Origin of the sequence: Streptomyces sp. NPDC047043 (genome assembly GCF_040644055.1) — a bacterium.
GTDB lineage: Bacteria > Actinomycetota > Actinomycetes > Streptomycetales > Streptomycetaceae > Streptomyces.
This window is the reverse complement of sequence record NZ_JBEYVO010000033.1, coordinates 14,339-40,303: the sequence shown is the minus strand read 5'-3', so window position 1 is coordinate 40,303 and position 25,965 is coordinate 14,339. Positions and strand designations below refer to the sequence as shown.

Genomic DNA, 25,965 nt, shown 5'->3' with positions numbered 1-25,965 from the left:
CCATCCGACCATGCGAACGCCCCCCACCCGCAACCTGTACCTCAGGTATGCGATCTAGCTCACGATCGTGATCCGGTTCGCCGCCGGCGGTGAAATCGGGCTGGTGGCCGAGGAGTTGGCCGTCAGGTACTTCGCCAGCGCCGCCAGGTCGTCGGACCCGACCAGGTCGTTCGTGCCCTGGCCCAGCGTGGCGAAGCCGTCGCCGCCGCCCGCGAGGAAGCTGTTGGTCGCGACGCGGTAGGTGGCTGCCGGGTCGATGGCGGTGCCGTTCAGCTTGATGGAGTCGGTGACCACCCGGTCCGCGCCGGTCTTCGTCAGGTCCAGGGTGTACGTCAGACCCGAGGACGGCTGCAGGACCTTCGGCGAGGCGGCGTTCGTGCCGCTCACCTGCTCCTTCAGTACCTGGATCAGCTGCGCGCCCGTGAAGTCCTGAAGGTTCACCGTGTTGGAGAACGGCTGGACGGTGAAGCCCTCGGCGTAGGTGACGACCCCGTCGCCCTCACTGCCCTTGGCCGCGTAGGTCAGCCCGGCCCGCACACCGCCCGGGTTCATCAGCGCCAGGTCGGTCTCCGGGTCCAGTTCCTTGCCGTACGCCAGCTGCGCGTCGGCGATCAGGTCGCCCATCGGGGACTCGGTGCCGGTGTTGGCGATGTCGGCGGAGATGTAGCCGATCGAGCGGTTGCCGACGGGCGCCGCGAGGGTGTTCCACTTGCCGATCAGCTCGGTCATGTCCGGCGCCTTGGCGACGGTCCGGGTGACCACGTGGTTCGCCGACTTCACGGACGTACGGGCGATGTCGCCGGTGAAGCGGTCGTACGTCAGCGTGGTGTCCGTGTAGAGGCGGCCGAAGGACGCGGCCGAGGTGACCATGCGGGGCTTGCCCGACGGGTCGGGGACGGTGCAGACGTAGGCCGCGTGCGTGTGGCCGGTGACGAGGGCGTCCACCGACGGCGTGATGTTCTTCGCGATGTCGACGATCGGGCCGGATATGCCGTCACCGGCGCCCGGGGAGTCGCAGTTGTAGTTGTACGAGCCGGAGGCTGGCAGGCCGCCCTCGTGGATCAGGGCCACGATCGAGTTCACGCCCTGTGCGCGCAGCACCTTGGCGTACTTGTTGATCGTCTCGACCTCGTCCTTGAACTTCAGGCCCTTGACGCCGTCGGCGGAGACGACACCCGGGGTGTCCTCCAGCGTCACGCCGATGAAGCCGATCCGGACGTCCTTCTTCTTCCAGACCCAGTACGGCTTGAGGATCGGCCTGTTGGTCCTCTCGTCGAGGACGTTGGCGGCCAGGTACGGGAAGTCGGCGCCCGCGAACTCCTCGTCCGTGTAGCAGCCGTCCGTCGGGTGGCAGCCGCCGTTCTGCAGCCGGGCCAGCTCCTTGGCGCCCTCGTCGAACTCGTGGTTGCCGACGGACGTGACGTCCAGGTCGAGCTTGTTCAGCGCCTCGATGGTGGGCTCGTCGTGGAAGAGGCCCGAGATCAGCGGGGAGGCGCCGACCATGTCGCCGCCTGCCGCGGTGATGGAGTACGCCTTGCCCTTGCGGGCCTCGCGCAGATGGGTCGCGAGGTACTCGACACCACCGGCGTCGATGGTCTTGGTCGTGCCGTCGGCCTGCAGTTCGGTGACGCGGCCGGACGAGCCCGACGGCGGTTCGAGGTTGCCGTGCAGGTCGTTGAAGGACAGCAGTTGCACGTCCTGGTAGCGGCTCGGGAGGTGGCCGCCCGGCTTGCTCTCGTGCGCGTCCGCCGGCAGAGCGGCGGCGAGGGCACCGGCGGTGGCGAGTCCGGCGGCTGCGGCGATGAGACGGTACGTCCGTCTGCGGCGCGGGTACGGCTGGGAAGTGGCTGGCATGCGCCCCCCTGTGGGTCTGCTGGGTGTCATGTCCCCGTCCGGCGCAGCCTAGGGTCAACGCGCGTAGCACAACAGGGGGTTCTTGGTTACATCCTGGTTTCCCTTTGCCCTCTGCTTTGCCTTTCTGCTCCGTTTGCCCCGTGCCCCCACTTTGTCGGGCGCGCCCCTTACCCTCGTACGCATGACCAGCGACGACACCGCACACGCGGGCCGGACCCGCTCCATCGAGACCTACTCCGTGCTCTCGCCCGAGCAGACCGAGGCCGTGCTCGCACTGCTGGCGGAGGCCGCCGCCAACGACGGGCAGCAGGCGGTGTCCGAGCAGGGCCGGCTGCAGCTGCGCGGTGGCGAACGCGAGGGCGTGTCCCATCTGCTGCTGAGCGTCGGCGGCGAACTCGTCGGCTACGCGCAGCTGGAGGACACCGACCCGGTGGAGGCGCCGGCCGCGGAACTGGTCGTCCACCCGGCGCACCGGGGCCACGGTCACGGGCGGGCGCTGGGGGCGGCCCTGCTCGCGGCGTCCGGCAAGCGGCTGCGGGTGTGGGCGCACGGGGGCCACTCGGCGGCGCGGCATCTGGCGCAGGTGCTGGGCCTGACCCTGTTCCGCGAACTCCGCCAGATGCGGCGCTCGTTGGCGGACCTGAACCTGCCGGAGCCGGTGCTCCCCCTGGACGTCACCGTCCGCACCTTCGTCCCCGGCCAGGACGACACCGCCTGGCTCGCGGTGAACGCCGCCGCCTTCGCCCACCATCCCGAGCAGGGCTCCCTCACCCAACGCGACCTCGACGACCGCAAGGCCGAACCGTGGTTCGACCCGGCGGGCTTCTTCCTCGCCTTCCGCGGCGACGAACTCGTCGGCTTCCACTGGACGAAGGTGCACGCGGCGGAACGCCTGGGCGAGGTGTACGTCCTCGGAGTGCGGCCGGGGGCGCAGGGCGGCGGGCTGGGCAAGGCCCTCACCACGATCGGCCTGCGCCACCTGGAGGCCCAGAGCCTGCCGACGGCGATGCTGTACGTCGACGCGGACAACAAGGCCGCGGTCTCCGTCTATGAGCGGTTGGGGTTCACGACGTACGAGACGGACCTGATGTACCGCTCGGAGACGTGACCCTCAACCTGCGGAGGGGCTGAAAGCGTCTCACCGGCTCCGGCAGGCACAGCGCCAGCGCCGCCACCGCCCCGACCAGCAACCACGCCCACCTCTCGTGCACCGCGTCCCACCGCTCGTCCTCCGGCCACACGAACAGCTGCCAGCGCTCCGGCAGCAGCAGCGGGGCCATGATGGCCGTGAAGAGCAGGGCCGCCGCCACCGAGGGGCCCGGCCGGGGCTCGTCCGTCAGACGGATCGCGGCCGTGCCGGCGGCGAGTGCGAGGGCGCAGGTCGCCGCCGCCTCCAGGGTGACGCCCAATGCCGGGGGCCGTGCCTCCGACGGGACGAGGAGCAGTGCGGCCGTCCACCACAGCGCGGTGAGCGGGACGACGAGCCCGAGCCGGATGCCGGTGCGCAGCGCCCGCCGGGTCGGCACCGCAGCGGTGGTGTGCCGGGCCGGGTCGTCCAGGAGGAACGTGAGGGACAGGGCGTGGGCGATGGCGGCGGTGCGCAGCAGAGTGAGGGGCGACCAGCCTGCGAGGACGCTGTCCGACAGTCGGGGCATCGCGGCGAGCAGCAGACCCAGCCCGCTGCCGACGGCCAACGCCCGCCAGGGCAGGGTGCGGCAGACCGGGGGCGTCAACTCTCGTATCACGCCTCGCACTTGTCCATCTTCCCCTTCGGCACCGCGACGCCCAGCAGCTTCGCCGCCCGTGCCGTCGTCAGCTTCGGCGCCGTGAGCTCGGCCCAGTGCGCCTTCACCCGCGCCCCGACCTCGTCACGTCCCCTGCCCAGCAACTGCCGTACGACATCCGTCTGGGCCGCCGTCATGCTCAGCGGGTCCGTCGGTGCCAGGACGATCGCCGAGCCGGTGACACTGTCGTCGAGGCGGACGTTGCGCAGGGACTGCATCGGGTGGTCCTGCCAGGACAGGGCGAGCCACATGACGGTCACCATGCGGCCGTCGCACAGTTCGCCCGCCGCCTTCTCGTTGCCCGCGACCAGTACGGAGGCGACGGCGGCCGAGAACTCGGGGACGCGGTTGCCGCCCCACGCGGCGCCGACGGTCACCTGGTGCGGGGTGGTCGACGGCTCGATCGCGGCGTCGCCGTCCAGGCCGTAGCGGGCCTCGATGCGCTGCTGGACGAGCAGTGGCTGGGTGTGCGCGGTGCCGCCGGACAGCGACTGCACCTCGTGCACGACCCCCGCCCAGGTGCCGGTGCGCACCGTCCACTCGGGGAAGGCGCAGTACGTCGACCCGCCCTCGCGCACACAGGTCTGCTCCTTCTCCGGGCTGACCGAGGCCCGTTCCCGGGCAGCCGTCAACTCCGGTGAGACACCGCCCGATTGGCCCACCGCACCGGCCAGCGTGAGTGCCAGCGCGCCCGCGAGGCCCGCCGCCAGGACCCGGGTGCGTCCGCCGCCCGCCAGCACGGCGCCGACGGCCACCAGGAGGACCAGCCCGGTCAGGTAGAGCGCGTGCCAGGCGGCGGGCCGCCCGATCAGGTCCGAGGGAAGGGTGTCGTGGCTGATCTCGCCCACGATCGGCGACAGCCAGCGGGACCACTCCGCGCCCCCCGTGCCGGCCGAGACGAGGACGCTGCCGGTGAAGAGGGCGAAGACGAGCAGCGGGGCAGCGGCGGAGGACGGGACCAGCCGGGCGGCCAGGACGCCGAGGGTGCCGCACAGCAGCACGAACAGGGGGCCGACGGCCAGTTCGGCCGGCGAACCGTGGCCCACCGCGCCCGGCCGGAGCGCCTGCCAGGTGAACTCGCCGAGCACGATCAGTGCGGTGACCACCGCGTACGGGACCACGGACAGGAGGTGCGCGAGGGTGCGCCGCCACAGCTCCATCGGCAGCACGTCGAACTGCCGGTCGGTGCCCCGCCGGCGGTCCCGCAGCGCGGCCCGGTTGACGCAGATGAACAGCGCGACGCCCAGCAGCATCGGCCCGGACTGGGTCGCCCGGTCGGCGTCCTGGAGGGCCGGGAAGGCGGCCATGCCGTCCTTCGGGAAGACCAACTGCCAGACGGTGTAGCCGATGTAGATCAGCAGGGTCGCGAACACCGGGAGGAACCACAGCTGTTGGCGTGCCTCGAAGCGGGCGAGCGCGATCACGGCCGCCCACGGCCTGCGCTGTTCGTCCCGTGCGACGGGCGGGGCCGTCGTTTCCAGTACCGCGCTCATACCGCCGCCACCTCCGCCCCGGCGTCGTCGAGAGTGAGCAAGTAGCCGTCCTCCAGGGTCGGTTCGAGAAGGTCGGCGCCGTCCGGCGGACTGCCGACGTTGCGGAAGGCGCCCGTGCCGGTGCGCCAGCCCGCCTTCGCCTCGGGGTGGCGTTCCGTGCTGCTCCACACCCGTCCGGCGGCCCGTGCGGTCAGCTCGGCGGGGGTGCCGTCGAAGCGGATGCGGCCGCCGGCCATCACCAGCACACGGTGGCAGAGCATCGCCACGTCCTCGGTCTGGTGGGTGGACAGGAGCACGGTCCGCCCCTCGCCCGCCTGCGCGATCAACTCCCGGAAGCGCATGCGCTGTTCGGGGTCCAGACCGACCGTCGGCTCGTCGAGGACGAGGAATCCCGGGTCGCCGACCAGCGCGGCGGCCAGCGCGACCCGTTGCCGCATGCCACCGGACAGCTTCTTGATGCGCTTTGCGCGTACGTCGGCGAGGGCGACCTCGTCCAGCACGCGCCGCACCTCGCGATGGCGTGCGCCCCGGTCGGTCAGCTCCTTCAGGATCGCCACGTAGTCGACGAACTCGAAGGCCGTGAAGTCCGGATGGAAGCCGGGCGTCTGCGGCAGATAGCCGAGCCGGCGCCGCACCTCCTGCCGGCCGGCCGCTGTGCCGGGGTCTTGTCCGAGCACGGTGAAGGCACCCCGGTCCGCGGGCACGGCAGTGGCCAGCACCCTCAACAGGGTGGTCTTTCCGGCCCCGTTGGGCCCGAGCAGCCCTGTGACGCCCTGGGTCAGCCGCAGCGACACGTCGTCGAGGGCACGGGTCCCGCCGTAGCGGAGGCTGAGCCCGGAGGCGGAAACGGTGGGTGTCATACGGCGGTCCCCTGGAAGCGGTCGAATCGGTCACGTACGAGGAAGAGCAGCCCGCCCGCGAGCGCGGCGACCCCCGCCGCCACCCCCTGGCCGGCCGCGGTGAACGGCACGAGCGTGGCCCTGGCGTCGTGGGCGTGGGCCGCCAGCAGCAGCGCCACCCACGCCCCGCCGACCAGCGACGGCCCGAGCACCGGGCCGAGCCGCGCGGAGAGGGCGAGGCCGGTCGAGGTGAGCGCGAGCGCGGGCAGCAGCCAGGCCAGGGCGCGCAGGCCGAAGCCGGGCAGGGCGAGGGTCGCCAGGCCGTCGAGGCCCAGGCCGGCGGCGAGGACGGCGACCGTGCGGATCATCAGCAGCTTGAACCCGTGCACGGGGGCGACGACCGCCATCTCGTACGTCGGATCCAGCGCAGGCCCGTACGAGAGCGCGACCCCGGCGAGGGGCAGCAGCGGCGCGAGGGCGAGGAAGAGCGCGGGCGAGTCCGCGATCTGGGCGGCCAGTACGGACATGACCAGCACGGCGACGACCGCGCCCAGCCAGGAGCGGCGCAGCACGGGCGTGGCCGACAGCAGCCGCGCGATGTGGTCGGCGACGCCGATCCGCAGCAGCAGCCGCTCGAACAGCCCCGGCCGGGGGGCGTCGAGTTCGGCGTCCAGCCGCTCCCAGCCGGCGTCGAGGGAGACGGCGTCGCCGACGTCGGCGAGCACACCCCTGCACTGTGCGCACGCGGTGAGGTGCGTGTCGGCCGACCAGAGCATGGGTGGCGCCAACTCGCCCTGGGCGTAGGCCCGTAGATCTTCCGTGTCGACATGCCATGTCATGCCAGCGCCTCCCGCAGTTGCTTGCGGGCCCGCATCGCCCGCGTCTTGACCGTCCCCGGCGGTATCCCGAGCAGGACGGCCGCCTCCCGGGTGGTCAGCCCGTCGATGACCGTGGCCTGGAGCACCGCGCGCAGCTCCGGCGACAGCCGGACGAGGGCGCCCGCGAGGTCCCCGTGCTCCACCCCCGCGAGCACGCGCTCCTCCGCGGACGCCTCGTCCCGGTGCCGCAGCCGCGCCAGCGTCTGCCGCAGCCGCCCCCGTGCCCCGTCGCCGCGCAGCGCGTCGATCAGCCGCCGCGAGCCGATGCGCCACAGCCACCCGGCCACATCGCCGTCCTCGTGATAGCGGGCCTTGCCCCGCCAGATCGCGAGGAACGTCTCCTGTACGACGTCGTCGACCACACCGGCGTCGGCGCACCGGCCGCGCAGGCGCGCGGTCAGCCACGGCGCGTACCGCCGGTACAGCTCCTCGAAGGCGCGCCGGTCCCCGTCCGCTGCGGCCCGCAGCAGCTCACCGTCGCTTCTCGTTTCGCTCACGTCTCCTCATCGGACCGGACCCACGGATCGGTTCACACGATCGCTCCCGACTTTCGCTCTTGACTTTCTCAGGCCACTTCCACCACCCTTTCACTACTCAATTAGTGAAAGGGTGGTTGCAGGCGTGGTCGAGTACCGCATCGACCGGCGCTCCGGCGTCGCCACCTACGTCCAGATCGTGCAGCAGACCAAGCAGGCCCTCCGTCTGGGCCTCCTGGAGCCGGGAGACAAGCTGCCCACAGCCCGCGAGGTGGTCGAGGCGACCGCCATCAACCCGAACACCGTCCTGAAGGCCTACCGGGAACTGGAACGCGAGGGCCTGGTCGAGGCCCGCCGGGGCCTGGGCACCTTCGTCCGACGCTCCCTGGGCACCGCCCCGGCCGAGTCCCCGCTCCACGGCGAGTTGGACGCCTGGGCCGCGCGGGCCCGCGAGGCCGGCCTGGACCGGGACGACGTGGCCGCGCTCTTCACCGCCGTACTCGAGAAGCACTTCGACAAGCACAGCCAGGGGGACCCCTCATGACGGACACCGCCGGCCTCGCCCTGGAGGCGGCCGCTCTGGGCAAGCGCTTCGGGGGGCTGCGCAGGTCCCGCTGGGCGCTGCGCGACTGCGGCTTCCGGCTGCCGGCCGGCCGAGTGTGCGCCGTCGTCGGCCCGAACGGCGCGGGCAAGTCCACGCTGCTCGCCCTCGCCGCAGGCCTGCTGGTGCCGACCGAGGGCAAGGTCACCGTCCTCGGCACGGACCCGGCGTCCGCCCGCACCCGCGTGGGCTTCGTCGCGCAGGACAAGCCGCTGTACCCGCAGCTCACGGTCGCCGCGACGCTGCGCACGGGCGCCGACCTCAACCCCGGCCGCTGGGACGCGGACGTCGCCGAGCGGATCGTGGCCGACGGCGGCCTCGACCCGAAGACGAAGATCCGCGCGCTCTCCGGCGGCCAGGTCACCCGCATCGCGCTCGCCCTGGCCCTCGCCAAGCGACCCGAACTCCTGCTCCTGGACGAGCCGATGGCCGACCTCGACCCGCTGGCCCGGCACGAACTGATGGGCGTGCTGATGGCGCAGGCCGCGCAGTACGGCACGACGATCGTGATGTCCTCGCACGTGGTCGCCGAACTCGAGGGCTCCTGCGATCACTTGCTGCTCATAGGCGGCGGCCGCGTCCGCCTCGCCGGCGAGATCGACGACCTGCTCGAGGCACATGTACGCGTGTCCGGCCTCGCGGAGACCTCCCTCGAACCGCACACCATCGTCGAGTCCCGTACGACCGGGCGCCAGCTGTCCGCCCTGATCCGCCCCTCCGGTCCGCTCCCGGACGGCCTGCGCACGAGCACCCCTTCCCTGGAGGAGCTCGTCCTGTCCTATCTGCGCAACCCCGAGGCCCCGGGCACGACCCCGGCCGAGCACGAGAAGGCCGCGCTGTGAGCACACTCCCGCTGCCGGGGCTGCCCCGGACGGTCCTGCGGCTGCACCGCCCGGCGCTGATCGTGTGGGGTGTGTTCGTCGCCGCCGTGATCGGCTGGCTGGTCTGGCTGAACACGGTGACGTCGAGCGTGGGCGAGAAGGAACGGGCCTCCTGCGACGTTCAGGAGACCTGCAACATCCTGAACATGCTGAACTACAGCCAGCGCACGGCATGGATCGCCGCGCTCGTCAGCTACTGCTTCCTCGGCGTCGCCGCCTGGGCGGGCGGCGCGCTGATCGGCCGCGAACTGGAGTCCGGTACGGCGCAGCTGGCGTGGACGCAGAGCGTCTCCCCCGCCCGCTGGCTGACCGCCAAGCTCGCCGTGCCCGCACTGCTGGTCACGCTCGGCTCCACCGCACTGGTCCTGACCTACCGCCGGGCCTGGAGCGCACACCCCGCCATGCGCGACGGCGACTGGACCTCCGCCGCCACCTTCGTGGCCCGCGGCCCGGCAACGGTCGCCTACGCCCTGTGCGCCCTCGCCGTCGGCACCCTCACCGCGCTGCTGCTGCGCCGCGCACTGCCCGCCCTCGGCGTCTCCCTCGCCGCGATGGGGCTGCTGAGCGTCGTCCTGCAGAACTGCCGCGCACGCCTCTGGCCGTCGGTGACCCGTGTCTCGGCGCACGAACTCCTGTGGCCCAGGCACGCATGGCAGGTGGAGAACGGCACCATCCAGCACGGCCACCGCGTCGCATACACCGGCAGCTCGCCGTGCGAGGGCAACCCCGCCCAGGTCAAGCGGTGCGCCGCCGACCTGGACATCACCGGCTACTACTCCGTCTACCACCCCCAGTCCCACTACTGGCCCCTGCACCTCGTGGAGACCGGCATCGTCCTGGCCGTGGCCGCCCTCGCGACCGTCCTCGCCTTCCGCCTCCTGCCCCGCCGCACCCGGGCCGCCCGCAAGGAGTCCGCCGCATGACCGCCCTCGCCACCGGCACCGCGCGCGCCGTGGTGCGGGTGCACCGCACGGCGCTGATCGTGTGGGCCGCGTTCATCGTGGGCGCCGTCGCGTATCTGGTGTGGCTGAACGAGGTCACCGCGCCCGACGCGCGTGCGCAGGCGGCCACCTGCAAGCCCGACACGGGCTTCTGCTCGGCCTTCCTGGCGACCCGCGACTACACCGAACCCATGGGCTGGATCAGCACGGTCGTCTACTACAGCTTCTGGGCCGTCGCCGCCTGGGCGGGCGCCTCGCTGATCGGCCGTGAACTGGAGAACGGCACCGCGCGCCTGGCCTGGACCCAGGGCGTCAGCCCGGCCCGCTGGCTGGCGACGAAGCTCGCCGTGCCCGCGCTGGTGCTCGTCCTCGGCGGTGCGCTCTTCGTCCCGGTCTTCCGCTGGGCCTGGTCGGCGAACCGGGACCTGATGGGCGACGACTGGACCTTCAACGACGTGTTCGCGGCCCGCGGCCCGGCCGTGGTGGCGTGGGCCCTGTGTGCCCTCGCGGTCGGCGCGCTCGCCGCCGTCGCACTGCGCCGCTCACTGGCCGCGCTCGCTGTCGCCGTCGCCGTGATGATCGCGCTGAACCAGTACATGGAGCCGCACCGCGAGGACCTCTGGCCGACGGTGACCCGCACCTCCGCCACAGGCCGGACCGCCACCTACCACCCCCAGTCCCACTTCTGGCCCATGAACCTCGTGGAGACCGGCATCCTCCTCACCATCGCCGCCCTCGCGACCGCCGCCGCCTTCCTCGTCCTCGGGCACCGCACCGCCCGCACGCCCCGCAAGGAGTCGCTCGCATGACCGCGCCCGGCATCAAGGCGCCGGTCATGGCACCGGTCGCCGGGGGAAGCCGTGGCCTCCCGGCCGTCCTTCTCCGGCTGCACCGCCCGGCCCTGATCACCTGGGCCGTCCTGGTCGCCCTGACCTCGGCCCTCATGCTGTGGGCCCACGGCCCCGGACACGACGCGGCACGCGCCGAGTGGCTGCGGACCTGCGGCCCGGGGGTGCCCTGCACATGGGGCAGCGCGATCGCGGACTACTACCGGGCCCGCACCCTCGCGGAGGCCGTCATCGCGGTGCTCCCGCTGCCGATCGCCGCCTGGGCGGGCGCCGCCCTGACCGGCCGCGAACTGGAGTCCGGCACCGCCCACCTGGCCTGGACCCAGAGCGTCCCGCCCGCCCGCTGGCTCACCGCCAAGCTCGCGCTGCCCGCCGTACTGCTCACCACCGGTTCCGCGTTCCTCGTCGTACTGCACCACCTCATGGCCGCGACGCCCCCGTTCCCGTACGACTGGCGCTGGAACGACAGCCAGAACCTCCCCACCGACAGCGCCCTCGCCCTGGCGAACCCCCTCCTCGGCCTCGCCCTCGGCGCCCTCGCCGGCCTGGTGCTGCGCCGGTCCCTGCCCGCAATGGCCGTCGCCGTCGCGAGCACGGAAGCCGTGCTCGTCGCGACCGGCTACTCCCGCAACCGGCACCTCCTGCCCCACTCCTGGCCCCTGCGCCTCGTCGAGACCGGGCTCGTCCTCGCCGTCGCCGCCGCGGCCGTGGTGATCGCCCTCCGGCTGCTGCGCCGCAGCGCCGTGTGAGGCATCCGATGCGCGTACGTCCTTCCACGGGGGGATGGACGTACGTATTCTCGGGGCGGCTCCCAGCAGGCTGTTACGTCGGTCCCGCCGACGTAGACGCCCGGGAGCCGCCCCCAGATATCCCGCACGCCATGTCGCCGTAACCAACGGTTCAGACGGGCTTGCGACGCTCGGCCAATGACGCCCGCCGCGCCAGAGCCTTCGCCGCCCCCTGAGGGGCCCGCGGGGAACGGGGACGCCCTCCGATCCGTGTACACGCTCCCGCCCGCTGCTTCTGACGCGCCCGTTTCGCTCGGAGCGCGGAAGAATGGGTTCATGAGTCAGCCAGACACCGCCCAGGCACAGGTCCAGCACGCGCAGCCCTCCGTGGGCTCCATAGCCGCGCACCGCCCGCACACGGTGGCCGCCGCGGTCTCCGACCTGGAACCCGACATCGACGCAGATCTCGATGCGTACGAGGAGTCGCCGTACGACGGGCCTCAGCTGCCGCAGGGCCGCTTCCTCGACCGGGAGCGCAGCTGGCTGGCGTTCAACGAGAGGGTCCTCGAACTCGCCGAGGACCCCAACACCCCGCTGCTGGAGCGCGCCAACTTCCTCGCGATCTTCGCCAGCAACCTGGACGAGTTCTTCATGGTCCGGGTGGCCGGTCTGAAGCGCCGTATCGCCACCGGGGTCGCCACCCGTTCCGCGTCCGGCCTGCAGCCGCGCGAGGTACTGGAGATGATCTGGGCCCGCTCCCGCGAGCTCATGGCCCGGCACGCCGCCTGCTACCACGAGGACGTCGCCCCCGCGCTCGCGGAGGAGGCCATCCACCTGGTCCGCTGGGCCGAGCTGACGGAGAAGGAGCAGGCCCGCCTCTTCACACTCTTCCGGCACCAGATCTTCCCGGTCCTGACCCCGCTGGCGGTCGACCCGGCGCACCCCTTCCCCTATATCTCCGGCCTGTCCCTGAACCTGGCCGTCATCGTGCGCAACCCGGTCAGCGGCCACCGCCACTTCGCGCGCGTCAAGGTGCCGCCGCTGCTGTCCCGCTTCCTGGAGAGCTCCCCGGGCCGCTACGTCCCGATAGAGGACGTCATCGCCGCCCACCTGGAGGAGCTGTTCCCGGGCATGGAGGTCCTGGAGCACCACGCCTTCCGGCTCACCCGCAACGAGGACCTCGAGGTCGAGGAGGACGACGCCGAGAACCTCCTCCAGGCCCTGGAGAAGGAGCTCATGCGGCGCCGCTTCGGGCCGCCGGTGCGCCTGGAGGTCGAGGAGTCCATCGACCGCGAGGTCCTGGACCTGCTGGTGCGCGAGCTGAAGATCTCCGAGGCCGAGGTCTACCCCCTGCCCGGCCCCCTGGACCTCACGGGCCTCTTCCGCATCGCGGGTCTGGACCGTCCCGAGCTCAAGTACAAGAAGTTCATCGCCGGCGTCCACCGCGACCTGGCCGAGGTCGAGTCGGCGTCCGCGCCCGACATCTTCGCCGCCCTGCGCAGCCGGGACGTGCTGCTGCACCACCCGTACGACTCCTTCTCGACGTCGGTGCAGGCGTTCCTGGAGCAGGCGGCCGAGGACGACGACGTCCTCGCGATCAAGCAGACCCTGTACCGGACGTCCGGCGACTCCCCCATAGTCAACGCGCTCATCGACGCCGCCGAGGCCGGCAAGCAGGTCCTCGTCCTGGTCGAGATCAAGGCCCGCTTCGACGAGCACGCCAACATCAAGTGGGCGCGCAAGCTGGAGGAGGCCGGCTGCCACGTGGTCTACGGCCTGGTCGGCCTGAAGACCCACTGCAAGCTGTCCCTGGTGGTCCGTCAGGAAGGCGACACGCTACGGCGCTACAGCCACGTCGGCACGGGCAACTACCACCCCAAGACGGCCCGGCTGTACGAGGACCTCGGCCTGCTCACCGCCGACCCCCAGGTGGGCGCCGATCTCTCGGACCTCTTCAACCGCCTCTCCGGCTACTCCCGCCGCGAGACGTACCGCCGCCTGCTCGTCGCCCCCAAGTCCCTTCGTGACGGCCTGATCGCACGGATCAACAAGGAGGCCCAGCACCACCGCGCGGGCCGCCCGGCGTTCATCCGCATCAAGGTCAACTCGATGGTGGACGAGGCGCTCATCGACGCCCTCTACCGCGCGTCCCAGGCCGGCGTGCCGGTCGACGTCTGGGTGCGCGGCATCTGCGCGATCCGCCCCGGCGTCACGGGCCTGTCGGAGAACATCCGCGTCCGCTCGATCCTCGGCCGCTTCCTCGAGCACTCCCGTGTCTTCGCCTTCGGCAACGGCGGCGAACCGGAAGTGTGGATCGGCAGCGCCGACATGATGCACCGCAACCTCGACCGCCGTATCGAGGCCCTGGTCAGGGTTACCGACCCGGCCCACCGCGCAGCCCTGAACCGGCTGTTGGAGACCGGCATGTCCGACACCACCGCCTCCTGGCACCTCGGCCCGGACGGTGAGTGGACCCGGCACGCCACCGACGCGGACGGCCAACCCCTGCGCAACGTTCAGGAGATGCTCATAGACGCCCGGAGGCGCCGGCGTGGCACAGCAACACCTTGACCCGACGGACCCCGCGGCCGGGCCCTCCCCCACTCTCGACTCCGCTCGAGCGGGAGATACTCCCGTCGGGGATGCCCTCGCGGGCTACCTGCGGGCCCAGGCCACGGAGTTCCTCCGCGCCCTGCGGCTGCACCGGGAAACCGGCCCGGCCGCGGCGGGCACGGAGGAGTCCGTCGACGCGGCGCGCGCCCTGCGCCGCTCGGTCCGCCGCATCAGCGGCAGCATGCACACGTTCCGCCCGCTCCTGGAGGCCGACTGGTCGGAGGGTCTGCGCCCCGAACTGGCATGGCTTTCGGGGACGTTGTCGATGGAGAACGCGTACGCGTGCCGCCTGGAGCGCCTGTTGCTGGCGCTGCACAGGCTGTCGGGGGCGGTCTTCCCGGCGCAGACGGGCGTGGCCGCGGCCGTCTCCGCGGCCGGCACCACCGCCGGTCCGCCCGCCCCGCCCCCAACGGACCGCGGCAACCTGACAGTTGGCGCGGCCAAGGCGGGCGCCCTGCTGGAACGCCAGCTCACCCTCGCCCGCACCCGGGCCCACAGCACCGCCCTCCAGGCCCTCGGTTCCTCCCGCTTCCACGCCGTCGCGGACAAGGTCGCCGTCCTGGCCAGCGAGGTCCCCCTCACGGCCACCGCCCCCGGCGCGGACCTGCGCCCCCTCGCCGCCGCCGCCGAGGAACGCCTCACGGACGCGGTCACCGCGCTGCCGCTGGTCACCGCCGGCAGCCCCTACAACGCGGAGGCCCTGATCCACGGCCTCTCCCCGGACCCCTCCCCGCACCCGCAGGACGCCCCCTGGCACCAGGTCCGCCTGCTCCTGCGCCTGCACCGCTACGCCCGCGAGACCCTCTACGGCACGGGCGCCCCGATCGACGTCCGCCTGCTGACCGCGGGCCAGGCCCTCGACCGCCACCGCGACGCCTCGGAGGCGGCGGCCGCCGCGGCCTCCGCGGCCCGAACTCCGCGCATCGCCCCGGCCACCGCGTACGCCCTCGGCGTGCTCCACGCCGACCAGCGCCACGAAGTGGAGGCAGCCCGCTTCGCGTTCCAACAGTCCTGGCAGAAACAGGTGGTGAGTACGTGACGCACAACCCCGACAGCAACGACACCCCCATCGAGGCGGCCGGCTGCGTCCTGTGGCGCCGCTCCCCGGTCGACGGCGACCTGGAGGTCTGCCTGGTCCACCGGCCGAAGTACGACGACTGGTCCCACCCCAAGGGCAAGCTCAAGCGCGGCGAGGAACACCTCGCGGCCGCCCTGCGCGAGGTGGCCGAGGAGACGGGCTACAGAGCGGACCCGGGAGCCGAGCTGTCGACCCTCCGCTACTTCGCCCAGAACCGGCCCAAGCAGGTCCGTTACTGGGCGGCCGAGGCGACCTCGGGCAGCTTCGCCCCCACCGCGGAGGTGGACCGCATCCTGTGGCTCTCCCCCGCCGCCGCCCGCAGCCGCCTGACCCAGTTCCGGGACCGCACGCTGGTCGACGAGCTGCTCACCACCCTGCGTCACGCCTGAAGGCCGACGTGCCCCTCGGCGTCCGTCCGGGCCTGACTCCGCGCTCTGCGGGCAGGCCCGCGCCATCCGCAGCTGCACCGGGCAAAACAGAAACGGCCCTGTTCGACCGTTGTCGTGCGATGTTCCTGCTGCGCCACGCTGACAACGTTACCCAGCCCGAGTAAAGGGCGAGTATGCGCGTGACGGCCCCCCGTACCCGTCGTTAAGCGGAACGACAGGGGGCCCGTGACGGACGTACCGGCTGGGGGTTGGCAGGCGATGGCAGAGCGGCAGCGCAGGGTCGGCGGAGCGGTTGTCGCGGGGTTCGTCGTCTGTCTCGGGGCCAGTGGGTGCTCCGGCAGCGGCGCGGCCGCGGAGGACGCCCGCGCCGCCGACCCCGTCCACACCCTGCAGCGTGCCGCCGGCACCCTCCTGGACGCGGGCAGCTCCAAGGCCCGTACGTCGATGGAGATGGCCACCGGCGGCACCCGCGTCACCATTCGCGGCGAGGGCGTCTACGACTACACCGAGCAACTCGGCCGGCTGCAGGTCCAGCCCCCGACGGACCCGGCGGGCGCCGCCGAGCACCGCCCGATCACCGAACTCCTCGCGCCCGGCGCCCTGTTCATGAAGAACCGGGGTGCGGGGGTCCCCGCCGACAAGTGGGTGCGGGTGGACACGGCCACGCTCTCCGACGGCAATCTGGTCACCGGCGGTGCCACCGACCCGCTCACCTCCGCCGAGCTGCTGCGCGGGACGCGCACGGCGACCTACCTCGGCCGGACCGAGGTCGCGGGCGCCAAGGTGCGGCACTACCGCGGCACCGCCGACCTCGCGCTGGCCGCGAAGGGCGCCGCCAAGGGCACCCGGGAGGCACTTGCCGCGGCGGCGAAAGGGTTCGCCACGACCCGGGTCCCGTTCGACGTGTACCTCGACGACCAGGGCCGCATCCGCAAGATCCGCCACCGCTTCAGCTTCGTCAACGGCCGCGAGCAGGCCACCGTCGCGGTCGCCTCGACGACGCTGCTGTACGACTTCGGGACCCCCGTCGACGTACGGTTGCCGGCGTCGAAGGACATCTACGAGGGAAAGATCGCCGAGCGTTGAGGCCCCCGAGGCCCTACGCACGGAGGACCGACGGGCGTCAAGAACTAGCCCTTCCGTGCCATGCGCGGTGTGTAGGCCGCTCCCTACTCTAGGAAGTCGGTAACGGCAGAGAAGAGGTGATGCACGTGGCTCCGGTCGGCGGTACGGCAGTTCAGGACCACGTGGCCCTCGCCGAGATCGAGCTGTGCGGAGAGCTCATCATCGCGGCCTCGGCCGCGGAGGACCGGCTCAGCCTGGAGAGCATCGACGAGGTGCTGAAAGTGGCCCAAGAACGCGAGGAAGCCTCCGGCGACTGAGCCGGAGGCACCCCGATCAAGCCACAGCGGTACGACGGCCGCTCAGGTCCGCAGCAGGCGGGCGATCGCCTTCGTCGCCTCCTCGACCTTGGCGTCGATCTCGTCACCGCCCTTGACGGCGGCATCGGCGACGCAATGGCGCAGGTGCTCCTCCAGGAGCTGCAGGGCGAAGGACTGCAGGGCCTTGGTGGAGGCGGACACCTGCGTGAGTATGTCGATGCAGTAGACGTCCTCCTCGACCATGCGCTGCAGGCCACGGATCTGGCCCTCGATCCTGCGCAGTCGCTTGAGGTGCTCGTCCTTCTGCTTGTGGTAGCCGTGCGTCTCGTGCGCGGAGGGCGCAGCCGCGCCGGCCTCAGTGGTCGTCATCGCGTCCTCCAGCTCCAGACATATACCCCTAGTGGGTATATCGTAACGAACTTTGCGGGGTATAGGGCCCTTGGCCAAGGCCCGGAACGAAGCCCCGTACCGCCCCCGTGCTGATCACTCTGCTCGATGGGCGACACTGGGGGACGGCCCATTAGCCGTGGCCGGATGATGCACCTAGCATCAGCCTGACCGAAACCGATGCACCCCGAGGACCCCTTGTGCGCTTTCGTCTGACCCCCAGGGAGACGAGCTTCTATGACATGTTCGCCGCATCCGCGGACAACATCGTCACGGGCTCGAAGCTCCTGATGGAACTGCTCGGGGCGGACACTTCCGCCCGGGCCGAGATCGCAGAGCGTATGCGGGCCGCTGAACACGCAGGTGACGACGCCACGCACGCGATCTTCCACCAGCTGAACTCCTCCTTCATCACGCCCTTCGACCGCGAGGACATCTACTCCCTCGCCTCGTCCCTCGACGACATCATGGACTTCATGGAGGAGGCCGTCGACCTGGTCGTCCTCTACAACGTGGAGGAGCTCCCCAAGGGCGTCGAGCAGCAGATCGAGGTGCTGGCGCGGGCGGCCGAGCTCACGGCCGAAGCCATGCCGAACCTCCGCACGATGGACAACCTCACCGAGTACTGGATCGAGGTCAACCGCCTGGAGAACCAGGCGGACCAGATCCACCGCAAGCTGCTCGCCCACCTCTTCAACGGCAAGTACGACGCCATCGAGGTGCTGAAGCTGAAGCAGATCGTGGACGTGCTCGAAGAGGCCGCGGACGCTTTCGAGCACGTGGCGAACACGGTGGAGACCATCGCCGTCAAGGAGTCCTGACCCCTTCATGGACACCTTCGCTCTGGTCGTGACCATCGCGGTCGCGCTCTTCTTCACGTACACCAACGGCTTTCACGACTCGGCGAACGCGATCGCGACGTCGGTGTCGACGCGGGCACTGACCCCGCGAGCGGCCCTGGCGATGGCCGCTGTGATGAACCTCGCGGGCGCCTTCCTCGGTTCTGGAGTCGCGAAAACCGTCAGCGAGGGCCTGATCTCGACGCCGGAGGGCGCGACGGGGATGGGCATCCTCTTCGCGGCGCTGACGGGCGCGATCGTCTGGAACCTGATCACCTGGTACTACGGCCTGCCCTCGTCGTCCTCCCACGCCCTGTTCGGCGGCCTGGTGGGCGCGGCACTGGCCGGCAGCACGACCGTGCACTGGAACGGCGTCCTGGACAAGGTCGTCATCCCGATGTTCCTGTCTCCGGTGGTCGGCCTGATCGCCGGCTACCTCGTCATGACCGCGATCCTCTGGCTCTTCCGCAAGGCCAACCCGCACAAGGCCAAGCGAGGCTTCCGCATCGCGCAGACGGTTTCCGCGGCCGGCATGGCCCTCGGTCACGGCCTCCAGGACGCGCAGAAGACGATGGGCGTGGTCGTCATGGCCCTGGTGATTTCCGGCCACCAGACCTTCAGCGACCCGATCCCGGTCTGGGTGAAGATCGTCTGCGCGGTCATGCTCTCCCTGGGCACCTACGCCGGCGGCTGGCGCATCATGCGCACCCTGGGCCGCAAGATCATCGAACTGGACCCGCCGCAGGGCTTCGCCGCCGAGACCACGGGCGCGTCGATCATGTTCACCACGGCCTACATCTTCAAGGCCCCCATCTCGACGACCCACGTCATCACCTCGGCCATCATGGGCGTCGGCGCCACCAAGCGTCTGAACGCGGTCCGCTGGGGCGTGGCCAAGAACATCATCCTGGGCTGGTTCATCACGATGCCGGCAGCAGCACTGGTGGCGGCAGGCGCGTTCGGAGTCGTGAACCTGGCGTTCCTGTAAGCCCTTCCGATACGACGACGGGCCCGCCCCCGGGAGCCGGGGGCGGGCCCTTCATCGTCCTCGCGGTGGCACCGCCATGCAGCACCGCGAGGGGTTTGTGGCGGCCTAGCCGAAGCGGCCGGAGATGTAGTCCTCCGTGGCCTGGACCGACGGGTTGGAGAAGATCCGCTCCGTGTCGTCGATCTCGATCAGCTTGCCGGGCTGCCCGACCGCCGCGAGGTTGAAGAACGCCGTACGGTCCGAGACACGCGCCGCCTGCTGCATGTTGTGCGTCACGATGACGATCGTGAAGCGCTCCTTCAGCTCACCGATCAGGTCCTCGATGGCGAGGGTCGAGATCGGGTCGAGCGCCGAGCAGGGCTCGTCCATGAGCAGCACCTTCGGCTCGACCGCGATCGCGCGAGCGATGCAGAGGCGCTGCTGCTGACCACCGGACAGACCCGAACCCGGCTTGTTCAGACGGTCCTTGACCTCGTTCCACAGGTTCGCGCCCTTGAGCGACTTCTCCACGACGTCGCTCAGCTCGCTCTTCTTGTACGAGCCGTTCAGCCGCAGACCCGCCGCGACGTTGTCGAACACGGACATCGTCGGGAAGGGGTTCGGACGCTGGAAGACCATGCCGACCTCACGCCGCACCGCCACCGGGTCGACCCCGGCGCCGTACAGGTTCTCGTCGTCGAGCATGACCTTGCCCTCGACCCGGCCGCCCGACGTCACCTCGTGCATCCGGTTGAGGGTGCGCAGGAACGTGGACTTGCCGCAGCCGGACGGGCCGATGAAGGCCGTGACGGTACGGGGCTCGATGCTCATCGAGATGTCCTCGATGGCACGGAACGAGCCGTAGTAGGCGCTGAGGCCGCTGACGTCAATTCGCTTGGCCATTGGAAATCACTGCTTCTTTCGAGGGGAGACTGGTCGCTGTATGGCCGCGTCAGCGACCGGACTTCGGGGCCTTCCAGCGGGCGATGCCGCGGGCCACCAGGTTCAGGATCATCACGAAGGCGATCAGCGTGAGCGACGCCGCCCAGGCTCGGTCGTACGCCGCGTTGTTGCCTGCGCTGTTCGCGTACTGCTGATAGATGTACAGCGGAAGCGACTGCTGCGCACCCTCGAAGGGGTTGTTGTTGATGAAGCGGTTGCCGAACACCAGCAGCAGCACGGGCGCGGTCTCACCGGCGATACGGGCGATCGCCAGCATGATGCCGGTCGTGATGCCGCCGATCGAGGTCGGCAGGACCACCTTCAGGATGGTGCGCCACTTCGGGACACCGAGCGCCAGCGAGGCCTCGCGCAGCTCGTTCGGAACGAGCTTGAGCATCTCCTCCGTGGAGCGGACGACCACCGGCATCATCAGGATGGCCAGGGCCAGCGATCCGGCGAAGCCGAACGGCTCCATGTCGAAGATCAGCATCAGCGACAGGATGAACAGACCCGCGACGATCGACGGGACACCCGTCATCACATCGACGAAGAAGGTGACGGCCCGGGCAAGCTTGCCGCGGCCGTACTCGACCAGGTAGATCGCGGTGAGCACGCCGATCGGGGCGGCGATGAGCGTCGCGAGGGCGACCTGCTCCAGGCTGCCGATGATGGCGTGGTAGATGCCGCCGCCCGGCTGGGAGTCGGCGACGATGCCCATCGAGTGGGTCAGGAAGTAGATGTCGAGGACCTTCACGCCGCGCGCGACGGTCGTCCACACCAGGGAGACCAGCGGCACGACGGCGAGCAGGAAGGCGACCCAGACCAGGGCGGTCGCGATGCGGTCCTTGGCCTGCCGGCGGCCCTCGACGCTCGCGGCGATGCCGTACGTGGCGACGAGGAAGACCAGACCGGCGATCAGGCCCCACTGGACCTTGCTGTCGAGACCGGCGGCCAGGCCGATGCCGACGGCCACGGCCACGGAGCCGACGGCGATCGCCCACGGCGACCACTTCGGCAGGGAGGCGCCGCGCAGGGTGCTGGGGCGCTTTTCGGCGATGGCGGCGTTGCTCATGCGTTGGCCCCCGAGTACTCCGCACGGCGGGCGATGATCATGCGAGCCGCGCCGTTGACCAGCAGGGTGATGACGAACAGGACCAGACCGGAGGCGATCAGCGCGTCACGGCCGAACTCGTCCGCCTCGCCGAACTTGCTGGCGATGTTCTGGGCGAAGGTGCCGCCGCCCGGGTTGAGCAGGCTGGCGTGGATCAGGAAGTCCGGGGAGAGCACGGTCGCGACGGCCATCGTCTCGCCGAGCGCACGGCCGAGGCCGAGCATCGAGGCGGAGATCACGCCGGAGCGGCCGAAGGGCAGGACGGCCATGCGGATGACCTCCCAGCGCGTGGCGCCGAGGGCCAACGCGGCCTCCTCGTGCATCTGCGGGACCTGCCGGAAGACCTCGCGGCTCACGTTGGTGATGATCGGCAGGATCATGATCGCGAGCAGGATGCCCACGGTGAGCATCGAGCGCGGGGCGCCCTCGTCCCAGGAGAACAGGCCGGTCCAGCCGAAGTAGTCGTTCAGCCAGCCGAAGAGGCCGTTCATGTGCGGAACGAGGATCAGCGCGCCCCAGAGGCCGTAGACGATGGACGGCACGGCGGCGAGCAGGTCGATCACGTAGGCGATGGGACCGCTCAGCCTGCGCGGGGCGTAGTGCGTGAGGAACAGCGCGATGGCCACCGCGATCGGGACCGCGATGACCATGGCGATGATCGAGGAGATCACCGTGCCGTAGGCCAGGACGGCGATACCGAAGGACGGCGGCTGGAGGCTGGTGTTCCACTCGAAGGTGGTGAGGAAGTTTCCGTGGTCCTTGCTGATCGCGAGCGAGGCGCGGTAGGTGAGGAAGACCGCGATCGCGGCCATGATCACCAGCAGCAGGATGCCCGACCCACGGGACAGACCGAGGAAGATCCGGTCGCCGGGTCGGGTGGCGCCACGGGCCGCGCGCTTCTGCTCGGCCGTGGAGGGCTCAGGGGTGGGGGGCGGTGCGTCGGTTATCTGTGTTGATGTGTCCATCGGGTTCTCCGGTCTGCGGAACCGCACGCGCTGTGCGGCTCTGCGAAGCCGTACGCGACGTACGGCTCGTGGCGGCGGTGCACCGGACGATGCGGCCCGGTCCCGGGTTTTCAGGCCCGGGACCGGGCCGCACTCAGATCAGCTCAGGCCCTCGATGGTGGTGCGGACCTTGGCGATGATGTCGGCGGGGATGGGGGCGTACTTGAGGTCGGGCAGAACCTTCTGGCCGTCCTCGGAGGCGATGTAGCGCAGGAACGCCTTGGTGCCGGGGAGCGTGTCGGCCTTGTTGCCCTTGTCACACACGATCTCGTAGGTGACCAGGGTGATCGGGTACGCGCCGTCGGCCTTGGTGGCGTAGTTCAGCTGGAGCGACAGGTCCTTGCCCGTGCCCACGACCTTGGCGTCCGCGATGGCCTTGGTGGCGCTGTCGCTGCTGGGCGCGACCGGGGCGCTGGCGCCCGTGTCGATGCTGACCGCCTTCACGCCCTCGGCGACGTAGGACAGCTCGAAGTAGCCGATGGCGCCGTTGGTCTGCTTGACCTGCGCGGCCACACCGGAGGACTGCGCGGCGGACTGGCCGCCCTTGGCCTGCCAGGCCTTGCCGCCGGAGTACTTCCAGTTGTCCGGGGTGGAGGCGATCAGGTACTTGGTGAAGTTGTCCGTGGTACCGGACTCGTCCGAGCGGTGGAACGCCTGGATCTTGAGGTCGGGCAGCTTGGCGGACGGGTTCAGCTTCTTGATCGCCGGGTCGTTCCACTTGGTGATCTTGCTGTCGAAGATCTTCGCAAGGGTCGGGGCGTCCAGGACCAGGTTGTCGACGCCGGACAGGTTGTAACCCACCGCGATCGGGCCACCGACCATCGGGAGGTCGATGCCCTGGCCGCCGGAGCAGACCTTCTTGGAGGCGGTGACTTCTTCGGGCTTCAGCGCGGAGTCGGAACCGGCGAAGGCGAGCTGGCCCTGGGTGAAGGAGGTGACACCCGCACCGGAACCGCCGGCCTTGTAGTTGATCTGCACGCCACAGGCCTTGGAGAACTGCGCGACCCAGGCGTCGATCGCGTTCTTCTGCGCAGACGAGCCGTCGGACAGCAGCTGACCCTTGGCGTCGTCACACTTGATCGAGCTGCCGCCCGTCGTCGCCGAAGCGCTGCTGCCGCCGCTGCTGCTGCTGGTGTCGTCCGAGCCGCACGCCGTGAGGACCAGGGCGCCGGACGCGGCGAGGGCACCGAGGGCGATGGCCCGCCGGTTCATGCGCTGAAGCTTCACTGAGGGAGTTCCTTCCAGGAGCCGTCGGCCTGAATCCGGCGGCGTGCGAAGTTCCGGGTGATGGGGACACGTACTGCTCGGCCGCGGCCCACATCGCGTTGAGGCTGAAATTAGGCAGATCAGGTGAAGGCGCCGATGGCCGCAAATGAACGAGAGGTGAACCCCTGCAGACTTTGTGGTTAGGTCACGGAATGCTCACGGGGAGGGCACGTGAAGGTCCCGGGCCACGAAGCCGGGCTGATCCGGTGGACAAGCAGGCAGTGACACAGGTCACAGACTCTACGGTGACACAGGAGTGACACTTCCGCCGGAACCCGGGAGATCGGCGAGCCATCTCATCCCCCGAGAGCAATCGGGAGGCACAGCATGGAACGGCGTACGTTCATAGGCGGCGGCGCGGCCGCGATCGCAGCGGTCGCCACGGCCGCGTGCAAGGGCGGGTCCGCCGACGCGGACACCACCGGCTCGTCGTCATCTTCCGGTACGTCGATCAGGTCCGCCGCCGCGGCTCCCGCGAACTGGACCGCCCTCGCCCGCGACCTCGACGGCAGCCTGATCCGCCCGGGCGAGGCGAACTGGGCCACGGCCCACCAGCTCTACAACACGCGCTTCGACGGACTGAAGCCGGCGGCCGTCGCCTACGTCGCCCACGCCGACGACATCCGTACGACCCTCGCCTACGCCCGGGCGCACGGCATCAAGGTCGCGATCCGCAACGGCGGCCACTCCTACGCGGGTTGGTCCTCCGGCAACGGCAAGCTGATCCTCGACGTCTCGAAGCTGAAGCAGATCCGGGTGAGCGGCGGCCAGGCGGTCGTCGGCGCCGGCTCCAAGCTGATCGACGTCTACCGCGCGCTCACCGCGAAGGGCGTGACCATACCCGCGGGCTCCTGCCCCACGGTCGGTGTCTCCGGCCTGGTCCTCGGCGGCGGCCACGGCGTCGTCTCCCGGGCGTACGGCCTCACTTGCGACAGCCTCACCCAGGCGACGCTGATCACGGCCGACGGCAAGCAGCTGACCGCCGACGCGAGTGAGAACAAGGACCTGTTCTGGGCCCTGCGCGGCGCGGGCAACGGCAACTTCGGCGTCGTGACCGAACTGCACTTCAAGACCCACCCGGCACCGCAGGCGGTGTCCGCGTACGTGACCTGGCCCTGGTCGAAGGCCGCCGCCGTGGTGAAGGCCTGGCAGGAGTGGGGCCCCGACCAGCCCGACGAGATCTGGTCCTCCTGCCACCTCGAGAACGGCGGCTCGCCCACCGTGTCGGTCGCGGCCTTCTCCATCGGCACGTACGGCGACCTGCAGAACGCGATCGACCGCCTGGTCTCCAGGGTCGGCTCGCCCGCCCGCAGCGCCACCCTCAAACGGCACACCTACGAGGGCGCGATGGAGGCGTACGCGGGCTGCTCGTCCTTCGCCACCGACGCCCAGTGCCATCTGCCCGGCTCCACCCCGGGCCGCAACCCGCAGGGCGCCCTGGGCCGGGAGACCTACACGGCCCGCTCGGACTTCTTCGACCGCTCGATCTCCGCGGCCGGCATCCAGACCCTGCTCACCCGCATCAGTTCCGTCCCGGGCGGCGCGGGCAGCATCGCGCTGACGGCCCTGGGCGGCGCGGTCAACCGCGTCTCCCCCACGGCGACGGCCTTCGTCCACCGCCGCTCCCGGATGCTGGCCCAGTACATCGCGTCCTGGCGCGCCGGCACGACGGGCACGGCGCCCCAGTCCTGGCTCACGAAGACCCACGACGCGATGCGGCCGTACGCCTCCGGAGCGGCGTACCAGAACTACACGGACCCGACCCTGACGGACTGGCGGAAGGCGTACTACGGCGACGCGGCCGCGAAGCTGGCGACCGTGAAGAAGCAGTACGACCCGAACCGCTTCTTCACCTACCCCCAGGCGTTGTAAGGCCGCTACGCGGCGAGGTCCCGCTCCTCCGACTCGACGTCCTTGCGGGCCCCGGGGATCACGGCGTCCTGCCCTACGGCCGACCGCCCCCGGGCCCGAACGATCCATCCGCCCCACGCCGACCGCTCGACCGCCTTCGTCAGCGGTGTGAGCAGGGCCATGGCGAGCGGCGACAGCAGAAGCGCGACGGCCGTGCCGAGCGCGAACCCGCCGACCACGTCCGTCGGGTAGTGCACGCCCATGTACACCCGGCAGAAGCCTTCGAGCAGGGCCAGTGCGATGCCCGCGAGCCCGAACTTCCGGTTGGCGACGAACAGTCCGACCGCCATGGCCATGGTGATCGTCGCGTGGTCGCTCACGAAGGAGTAGTCGGTCTTGCCGGACACCAGGACGTCGAGCCCCTGGTGGTCGCGAAACGGCCGGGGCCGCTCGACGAAGCCCCTTATCGGCACGTTCACCAGCACCGCGAGCGCGGCGGCCAGCGGCGTCCACACCAGCGCGGCCACGGACGTCGCGGCGTCCTCGGCCCCGCGCCGGCGCACGGACCACCAGCACCAGACCACCAGCAGCACCATGGCGAGCAGCAGCCCGTACTCCCCGACGAACTCCATGACCCGGTCGATCCAGCGCGGCGCGTCCTTGGCCAGGCCATTGATGTCGTAGAGCAGGTCGACGTCGGGGTTCGACCCGGATTCGGCGAGTCCAGCCATCGTGCTGCGGCCCCTTCGTCGTCTGCCTCGGGCGCACTCGCGTGCGCCGCGCTTACCCACCCCCGTGGTTGTAGATCACGTT

26 protein-coding genes are annotated in these 25,965 nt (G+C 70.8%); 14 read left to right on the top strand and 12 right to left on the bottom strand.

What is annotated here, in order from left to right:
- Positions 1-54: 54 nt before the first annotated feature.
- Entirely contained in the window at positions 55-1,854 is a 1,800-nt protein-coding gene (locus tag ABZ880_RS41085; protein ID WP_361274422.1) for a bifunctional metallophosphatase/5'-nucleotidase, read from the bottom strand.
- Between the two features lie 181 nt (positions 1,855-2,035).
- On the opposite strand from ABZ880_RS41085, the gene mshD reads away from it, so the two are divergent.
- Positions 2,036-2,962 carry a mycothiol synthase gene (gene mshD, locus ABZ880_RS41080; protein WP_361274419.1) on the top strand — a complete coding sequence of 309 codons (927 nt, stop codon included), beginning with the start codon at positions 2,036-2,038 and terminating at the stop codon, positions 2,960-2,962.
- Here the strand turns inward: mshD and ABZ880_RS41075 are convergent.
- Genes ABZ880_RS41075 through ABZ880_RS41055 form a run of 5 tightly spaced genes read right to left on the bottom strand, consistent with a single transcriptional unit; the run spans position 2,919 to position 7,345 of the window.
- Positions 2,919-3,599 carry an ABC transporter gene (locus ABZ880_RS41075; protein ID WP_361274416.1) on the bottom strand — a complete coding sequence of 227 codons (681 nt, stop codon included), beginning with the start codon at positions 3,597-3,599 and terminating at the stop codon, positions 2,919-2,921. The two genes, mshD and ABZ880_RS41075, sit on opposite strands and share 44 nt — an antisense overlap.
- Positions 3,596-5,131 (bottom strand): ABC transporter permease, encoded by a 1,536-nt coding sequence (locus tag ABZ880_RS41070; RefSeq protein ID WP_361274414.1) that lies wholly within the window; start codon positions 5,129-5,131, stop codon positions 3,596-3,598. The genes ABZ880_RS41075 and ABZ880_RS41070 overlap by 4 nt, the downstream gene beginning before the upstream one ends.
- Positions 5,128-5,991, bottom strand: coding sequence for an ABC transporter ATP-binding protein (locus ABZ880_RS41065; protein WP_361274411.1), 864 nt, complete (start codon positions 5,989-5,991; stop codon positions 5,128-5,130). Before ABZ880_RS41065 ends, ABZ880_RS41070 begins: the two co-directional genes overlap by 4 nt.
- Positions 5,988-6,809: a zf-HC2 domain-containing protein gene (locus tag ABZ880_RS41060; RefSeq protein ID WP_361274409.1), complete on the bottom strand. Its 822-nt coding sequence runs from the start codon at positions 6,807-6,809 to the stop codon at positions 5,988-5,990. Before ABZ880_RS41060 ends, ABZ880_RS41065 begins: the two co-directional genes overlap by 4 nt.
- On the bottom strand, positions 6,806-7,345 hold the full coding sequence (locus ABZ880_RS41055) for an RNA polymerase sigma factor (RefSeq protein ID WP_361274407.1): 540 nt from the start codon (positions 7,343-7,345) through the stop codon (positions 6,806-6,808). Before ABZ880_RS41055 ends, ABZ880_RS41060 begins: the two co-directional genes overlap by 4 nt.
- 124 nt (positions 7,346-7,469) lie before the next feature.
- On the opposite strand from ABZ880_RS41055, the gene ABZ880_RS41050 reads away from it, so the two are divergent.
- The 10 genes from ABZ880_RS41050 to ABZ880_RS41005 all read left to right on the top strand — a co-directional run bounded on the left by ABZ880_RS41050 (position 7,470) and on the right by ABZ880_RS41005 (position 16,785).
- Positions 7,470-7,868, top strand: a complete 399-nt coding sequence (locus tag ABZ880_RS41050) for a GntR family transcriptional regulator (protein ID WP_361274404.1) — start codon at positions 7,470-7,472, stop codon at positions 7,866-7,868.
- Complete coding sequence (locus ABZ880_RS41045) at positions 7,865-8,767, top strand: ABC transporter ATP-binding protein (RefSeq protein WP_361274401.1); 903 nt, start codon at positions 7,865-7,867, stop codon at positions 8,765-8,767. The genes ABZ880_RS41050 and ABZ880_RS41045 overlap by 4 nt, the downstream gene beginning before the upstream one ends.
- Positions 8,764-9,729 (top strand): hypothetical protein, encoded by a 966-nt coding sequence (locus tag ABZ880_RS41040; protein WP_361274399.1) that lies wholly within the window; start codon positions 8,764-8,766, stop codon positions 9,727-9,729. Before ABZ880_RS41045 ends, ABZ880_RS41040 begins: the two co-directional genes overlap by 4 nt.
- Positions 9,726-10,556 carry a hypothetical protein gene (locus ABZ880_RS41035; RefSeq protein WP_361274396.1) on the top strand — a complete coding sequence of 277 codons (831 nt, stop codon included), beginning with the start codon at positions 9,726-9,728 and terminating at the stop codon, positions 10,554-10,556. Before ABZ880_RS41040 ends, ABZ880_RS41035 begins: the two co-directional genes overlap by 4 nt.
- Entirely contained in the window at positions 10,553-11,344 is a 792-nt protein-coding gene (locus tag ABZ880_RS41030) for an ABC transporter permease (RefSeq protein ID WP_361274394.1), read from the top strand. The genes ABZ880_RS41035 and ABZ880_RS41030 overlap by 4 nt, the downstream gene beginning before the upstream one ends.
- A gap of 315 nt (positions 11,345-11,659) precedes the next feature.
- Positions 11,660-13,894, top strand: a complete 2,235-nt coding sequence (locus ABZ880_RS41025) for an RNA degradosome polyphosphate kinase (protein ID WP_361274391.1) — start codon at positions 11,660-11,662, stop codon at positions 13,892-13,894.
- Entirely contained in the window at positions 13,875-14,975 is a 1,101-nt protein-coding gene (locus ABZ880_RS41020) for a CHAD domain-containing protein (RefSeq protein WP_361274388.1), read from the top strand. The genes ABZ880_RS41025 and ABZ880_RS41020 overlap by 20 nt, the downstream gene beginning before the upstream one ends.
- Positions 14,972-15,403 carry an NUDIX hydrolase gene (locus ABZ880_RS41015; protein WP_361274385.1) on the top strand — a complete coding sequence of 144 codons (432 nt, stop codon included), beginning with the start codon at positions 14,972-14,974 and terminating at the stop codon, positions 15,401-15,403. The genes ABZ880_RS41020 and ABZ880_RS41015 overlap by 4 nt, the downstream gene beginning before the upstream one ends.
- A 258-nt stretch (positions 15,404-15,661) precedes the next feature.
- Positions 15,662-16,489 (top strand): hypothetical protein, encoded by an 828-nt coding sequence (locus tag ABZ880_RS41010; RefSeq protein ID WP_361274382.1) that lies wholly within the window; start codon positions 15,662-15,664, stop codon positions 16,487-16,489.
- A 119-nt stretch (positions 16,490-16,608) separates the two neighbouring features.
- The gene (locus tag ABZ880_RS41005; RefSeq protein ID WP_361274379.1) at positions 16,609-16,785 is read left to right on the top strand and encodes a hypothetical protein; all 177 of its coding nucleotides are present in this window, start codon (positions 16,609-16,611) and stop codon (positions 16,783-16,785) included.
- Between the two features lie 42 nt (positions 16,786-16,827).
- Here the strand turns inward: ABZ880_RS41005 and ABZ880_RS41000 are convergent, their stop codons facing one another.
- Complete coding sequence (locus ABZ880_RS41000) at positions 16,828-17,154, bottom strand: metal-sensitive transcriptional regulator (protein ID WP_361274376.1); 327 nt, start codon at positions 17,152-17,154, stop codon at positions 16,828-16,830.
- 218 nt (positions 17,155-17,372) lie between these two features.
- On the opposite strand from ABZ880_RS41000, the gene ABZ880_RS40995 reads away from it, so the two are divergent.
- Positions 17,373-17,993 carry a DUF47 family protein gene (locus tag ABZ880_RS40995; protein ID WP_188289463.1) on the top strand — a complete coding sequence of 207 codons (621 nt, stop codon included), beginning with the start codon at positions 17,373-17,375 and terminating at the stop codon, positions 17,991-17,993.
- A 7-nt stretch (positions 17,994-18,000) separates the two neighbouring features.
- Positions 18,001-18,999 carry an inorganic phosphate transporter gene (locus ABZ880_RS40990; protein WP_361274373.1) on the top strand — a complete coding sequence of 333 codons (999 nt, stop codon included), beginning with the start codon at positions 18,001-18,003 and terminating at the stop codon, positions 18,997-18,999.
- Between the two features lie 105 nt (positions 19,000-19,104).
- On the opposite strand, the gene pstB is transcribed toward ABZ880_RS40990, so the two are convergent.
- The 4 genes from pstB to pstS all read right to left on the bottom strand — a co-directional run bounded on the left by pstB (position 19,105) and on the right by pstS (position 23,262).
- Positions 19,105-19,881 carry a phosphate ABC transporter ATP-binding protein PstB gene (gene pstB, locus ABZ880_RS40985; RefSeq protein ID WP_361274370.1) on the bottom strand — a complete coding sequence of 259 codons (777 nt, stop codon included), beginning with the start codon at positions 19,879-19,881 and terminating at the stop codon, positions 19,105-19,107.
- A 49-nt stretch (positions 19,882-19,930) separates the two neighbouring features.
- The gene (gene pstA, locus ABZ880_RS40980) at positions 19,931-20,992 is read right to left on the bottom strand and encodes a phosphate ABC transporter permease PstA (RefSeq protein ID WP_361274367.1); all 1,062 of its coding nucleotides are present in this window, start codon (positions 20,990-20,992) and stop codon (positions 19,931-19,933) included.
- On the bottom strand, positions 20,989-21,996 hold the full coding sequence (gene pstC / locus ABZ880_RS40975) for a phosphate ABC transporter permease subunit PstC (protein WP_361274364.1): 1,008 nt from the start codon (positions 21,994-21,996) through the stop codon (positions 20,989-20,991). Before pstC ends, pstA begins: the two co-directional genes overlap by 4 nt.
- Before the next feature lie 138 nt (positions 21,997-22,134).
- Positions 22,135-23,262, bottom strand: a complete 1,128-nt coding sequence (pstS, locus tag ABZ880_RS40970) for a phosphate ABC transporter substrate-binding protein PstS (RefSeq protein ID WP_361274362.1) — start codon at positions 23,260-23,262, stop codon at positions 22,135-22,137.
- A gap of 366 nt (positions 23,263-23,628) precedes the next feature.
- Between pstS and ABZ880_RS40965 the strand changes: the two genes are divergently transcribed.
- Positions 23,629-25,173, top strand: coding sequence for an FAD-binding oxidoreductase (locus ABZ880_RS40965; protein ID WP_361274360.1), 1,545 nt, complete (start codon positions 23,629-23,631; stop codon positions 25,171-25,173).
- A 5-nt stretch (positions 25,174-25,178) separates the two neighbouring features.
- On the opposite strand, the gene ABZ880_RS40960 is transcribed toward ABZ880_RS40965, so the two are convergent.
- Positions 25,179-25,883 (bottom strand): phosphatase PAP2 family protein, encoded by a 705-nt coding sequence (locus tag ABZ880_RS40960; RefSeq protein WP_361274357.1) that lies wholly within the window; start codon positions 25,881-25,883, stop codon positions 25,179-25,181.
- Positions 25,884-25,965 lie beyond the last annotated feature (82 nt).

Bases quoted from the DNA above. Each gene is read 5' to 3' on its own strand.
- mshD (WP_361274419.1), top strand. From the start codon at position 2,036: ATGACCAGCGACGACACCGCACACGCGGGCCGGACCCGCTCCATCGAG.
- ABZ880_RS41025 (WP_361274391.1), top strand. From the start codon at position 11,660: ATGAGTCAGCCAGACACCGCCCAGGCACAGGTCCAGCACGCGCAGCCC.
- pstA (WP_361274367.1), bottom strand. From the start codon at position 20,992: ATGAGCAACGCCGCCATCGCCGAAAAGCGCCCCAGCACCCTGCGCGGC.
- ABZ880_RS41010 (WP_361274382.1), top strand. From the start codon at position 15,662: ATGGCAGAGCGGCAGCGCAGGGTCGGCGGAGCGGTTGTCGCGGGGTTC.
- ABZ880_RS41035 (WP_361274396.1), top strand. From the start codon at position 9,726: ATGACCGCCCTCGCCACCGGCACCGCGCGCGCCGTGGTGCGGGTGCAC.
- ABZ880_RS41000 (WP_361274376.1), bottom strand. From the start codon at position 17,154: ATGACGACCACTGAGGCCGGCGCGGCTGCGCCCTCCGCGCACGAGACG.
- ABZ880_RS41070 (WP_361274414.1), bottom strand. From the start codon at position 5,131: ATGAGCGCGGTACTGGAAACGACGGCCCCGCCCGTCGCACGGGACGAA.
- ABZ880_RS41060 (WP_361274409.1), bottom strand. From the start codon at position 6,809: ATGACATGGCATGTCGACACGGAAGATCTACGGGCCTACGCCCAGGGC.
- ABZ880_RS41030 (WP_361274394.1), top strand. From the start codon at position 10,553: ATGACCGCGCCCGGCATCAAGGCGCCGGTCATGGCACCGGTCGCCGGG.
- ABZ880_RS40990 (WP_361274373.1), top strand. From the start codon at position 18,001: ATGGACACCTTCGCTCTGGTCGTGACCATCGCGGTCGCGCTCTTCTTC.
- ABZ880_RS41085 (WP_361274422.1), bottom strand. From the start codon at position 1,854: ATGCCAGCCACTTCCCAGCCGTACCCGCGCCGCAGACGGACGTACCGT.
- pstC (WP_361274364.1), bottom strand. From the start codon at position 21,996: ATGGACACATCAACACAGATAACCGACGCACCGCCCCCCACCCCTGAG.
- ABZ880_RS41005 (WP_361274379.1), top strand. From the start codon at position 16,609: ATGCACGTGGCTCCGGTCGGCGGTACGGCAGTTCAGGACCACGTGGCC.
- ABZ880_RS41065 (WP_361274411.1), bottom strand. From the start codon at position 5,991: ATGACACCCACCGTTTCCGCCTCCGGGCTCAGCCTCCGCTACGGCGGG.
- ABZ880_RS40960 (WP_361274357.1), bottom strand. From the start codon at position 25,883: ATGGCTGGACTCGCCGAATCCGGGTCGAACCCCGACGTCGACCTGCTC.
- pstB (WP_361274370.1), bottom strand. From the start codon at position 19,881: ATGGCCAAGCGAATTGACGTCAGCGGCCTCAGCGCCTACTACGGCTCG.
- ABZ880_RS40965 (WP_361274360.1), top strand. From the start codon at position 23,629: ATGGAACGGCGTACGTTCATAGGCGGCGGCGCGGCCGCGATCGCAGCG.
- ABZ880_RS41045 (WP_361274401.1), top strand. From the start codon at position 7,865: ATGACGGACACCGCCGGCCTCGCCCTGGAGGCGGCCGCTCTGGGCAAG.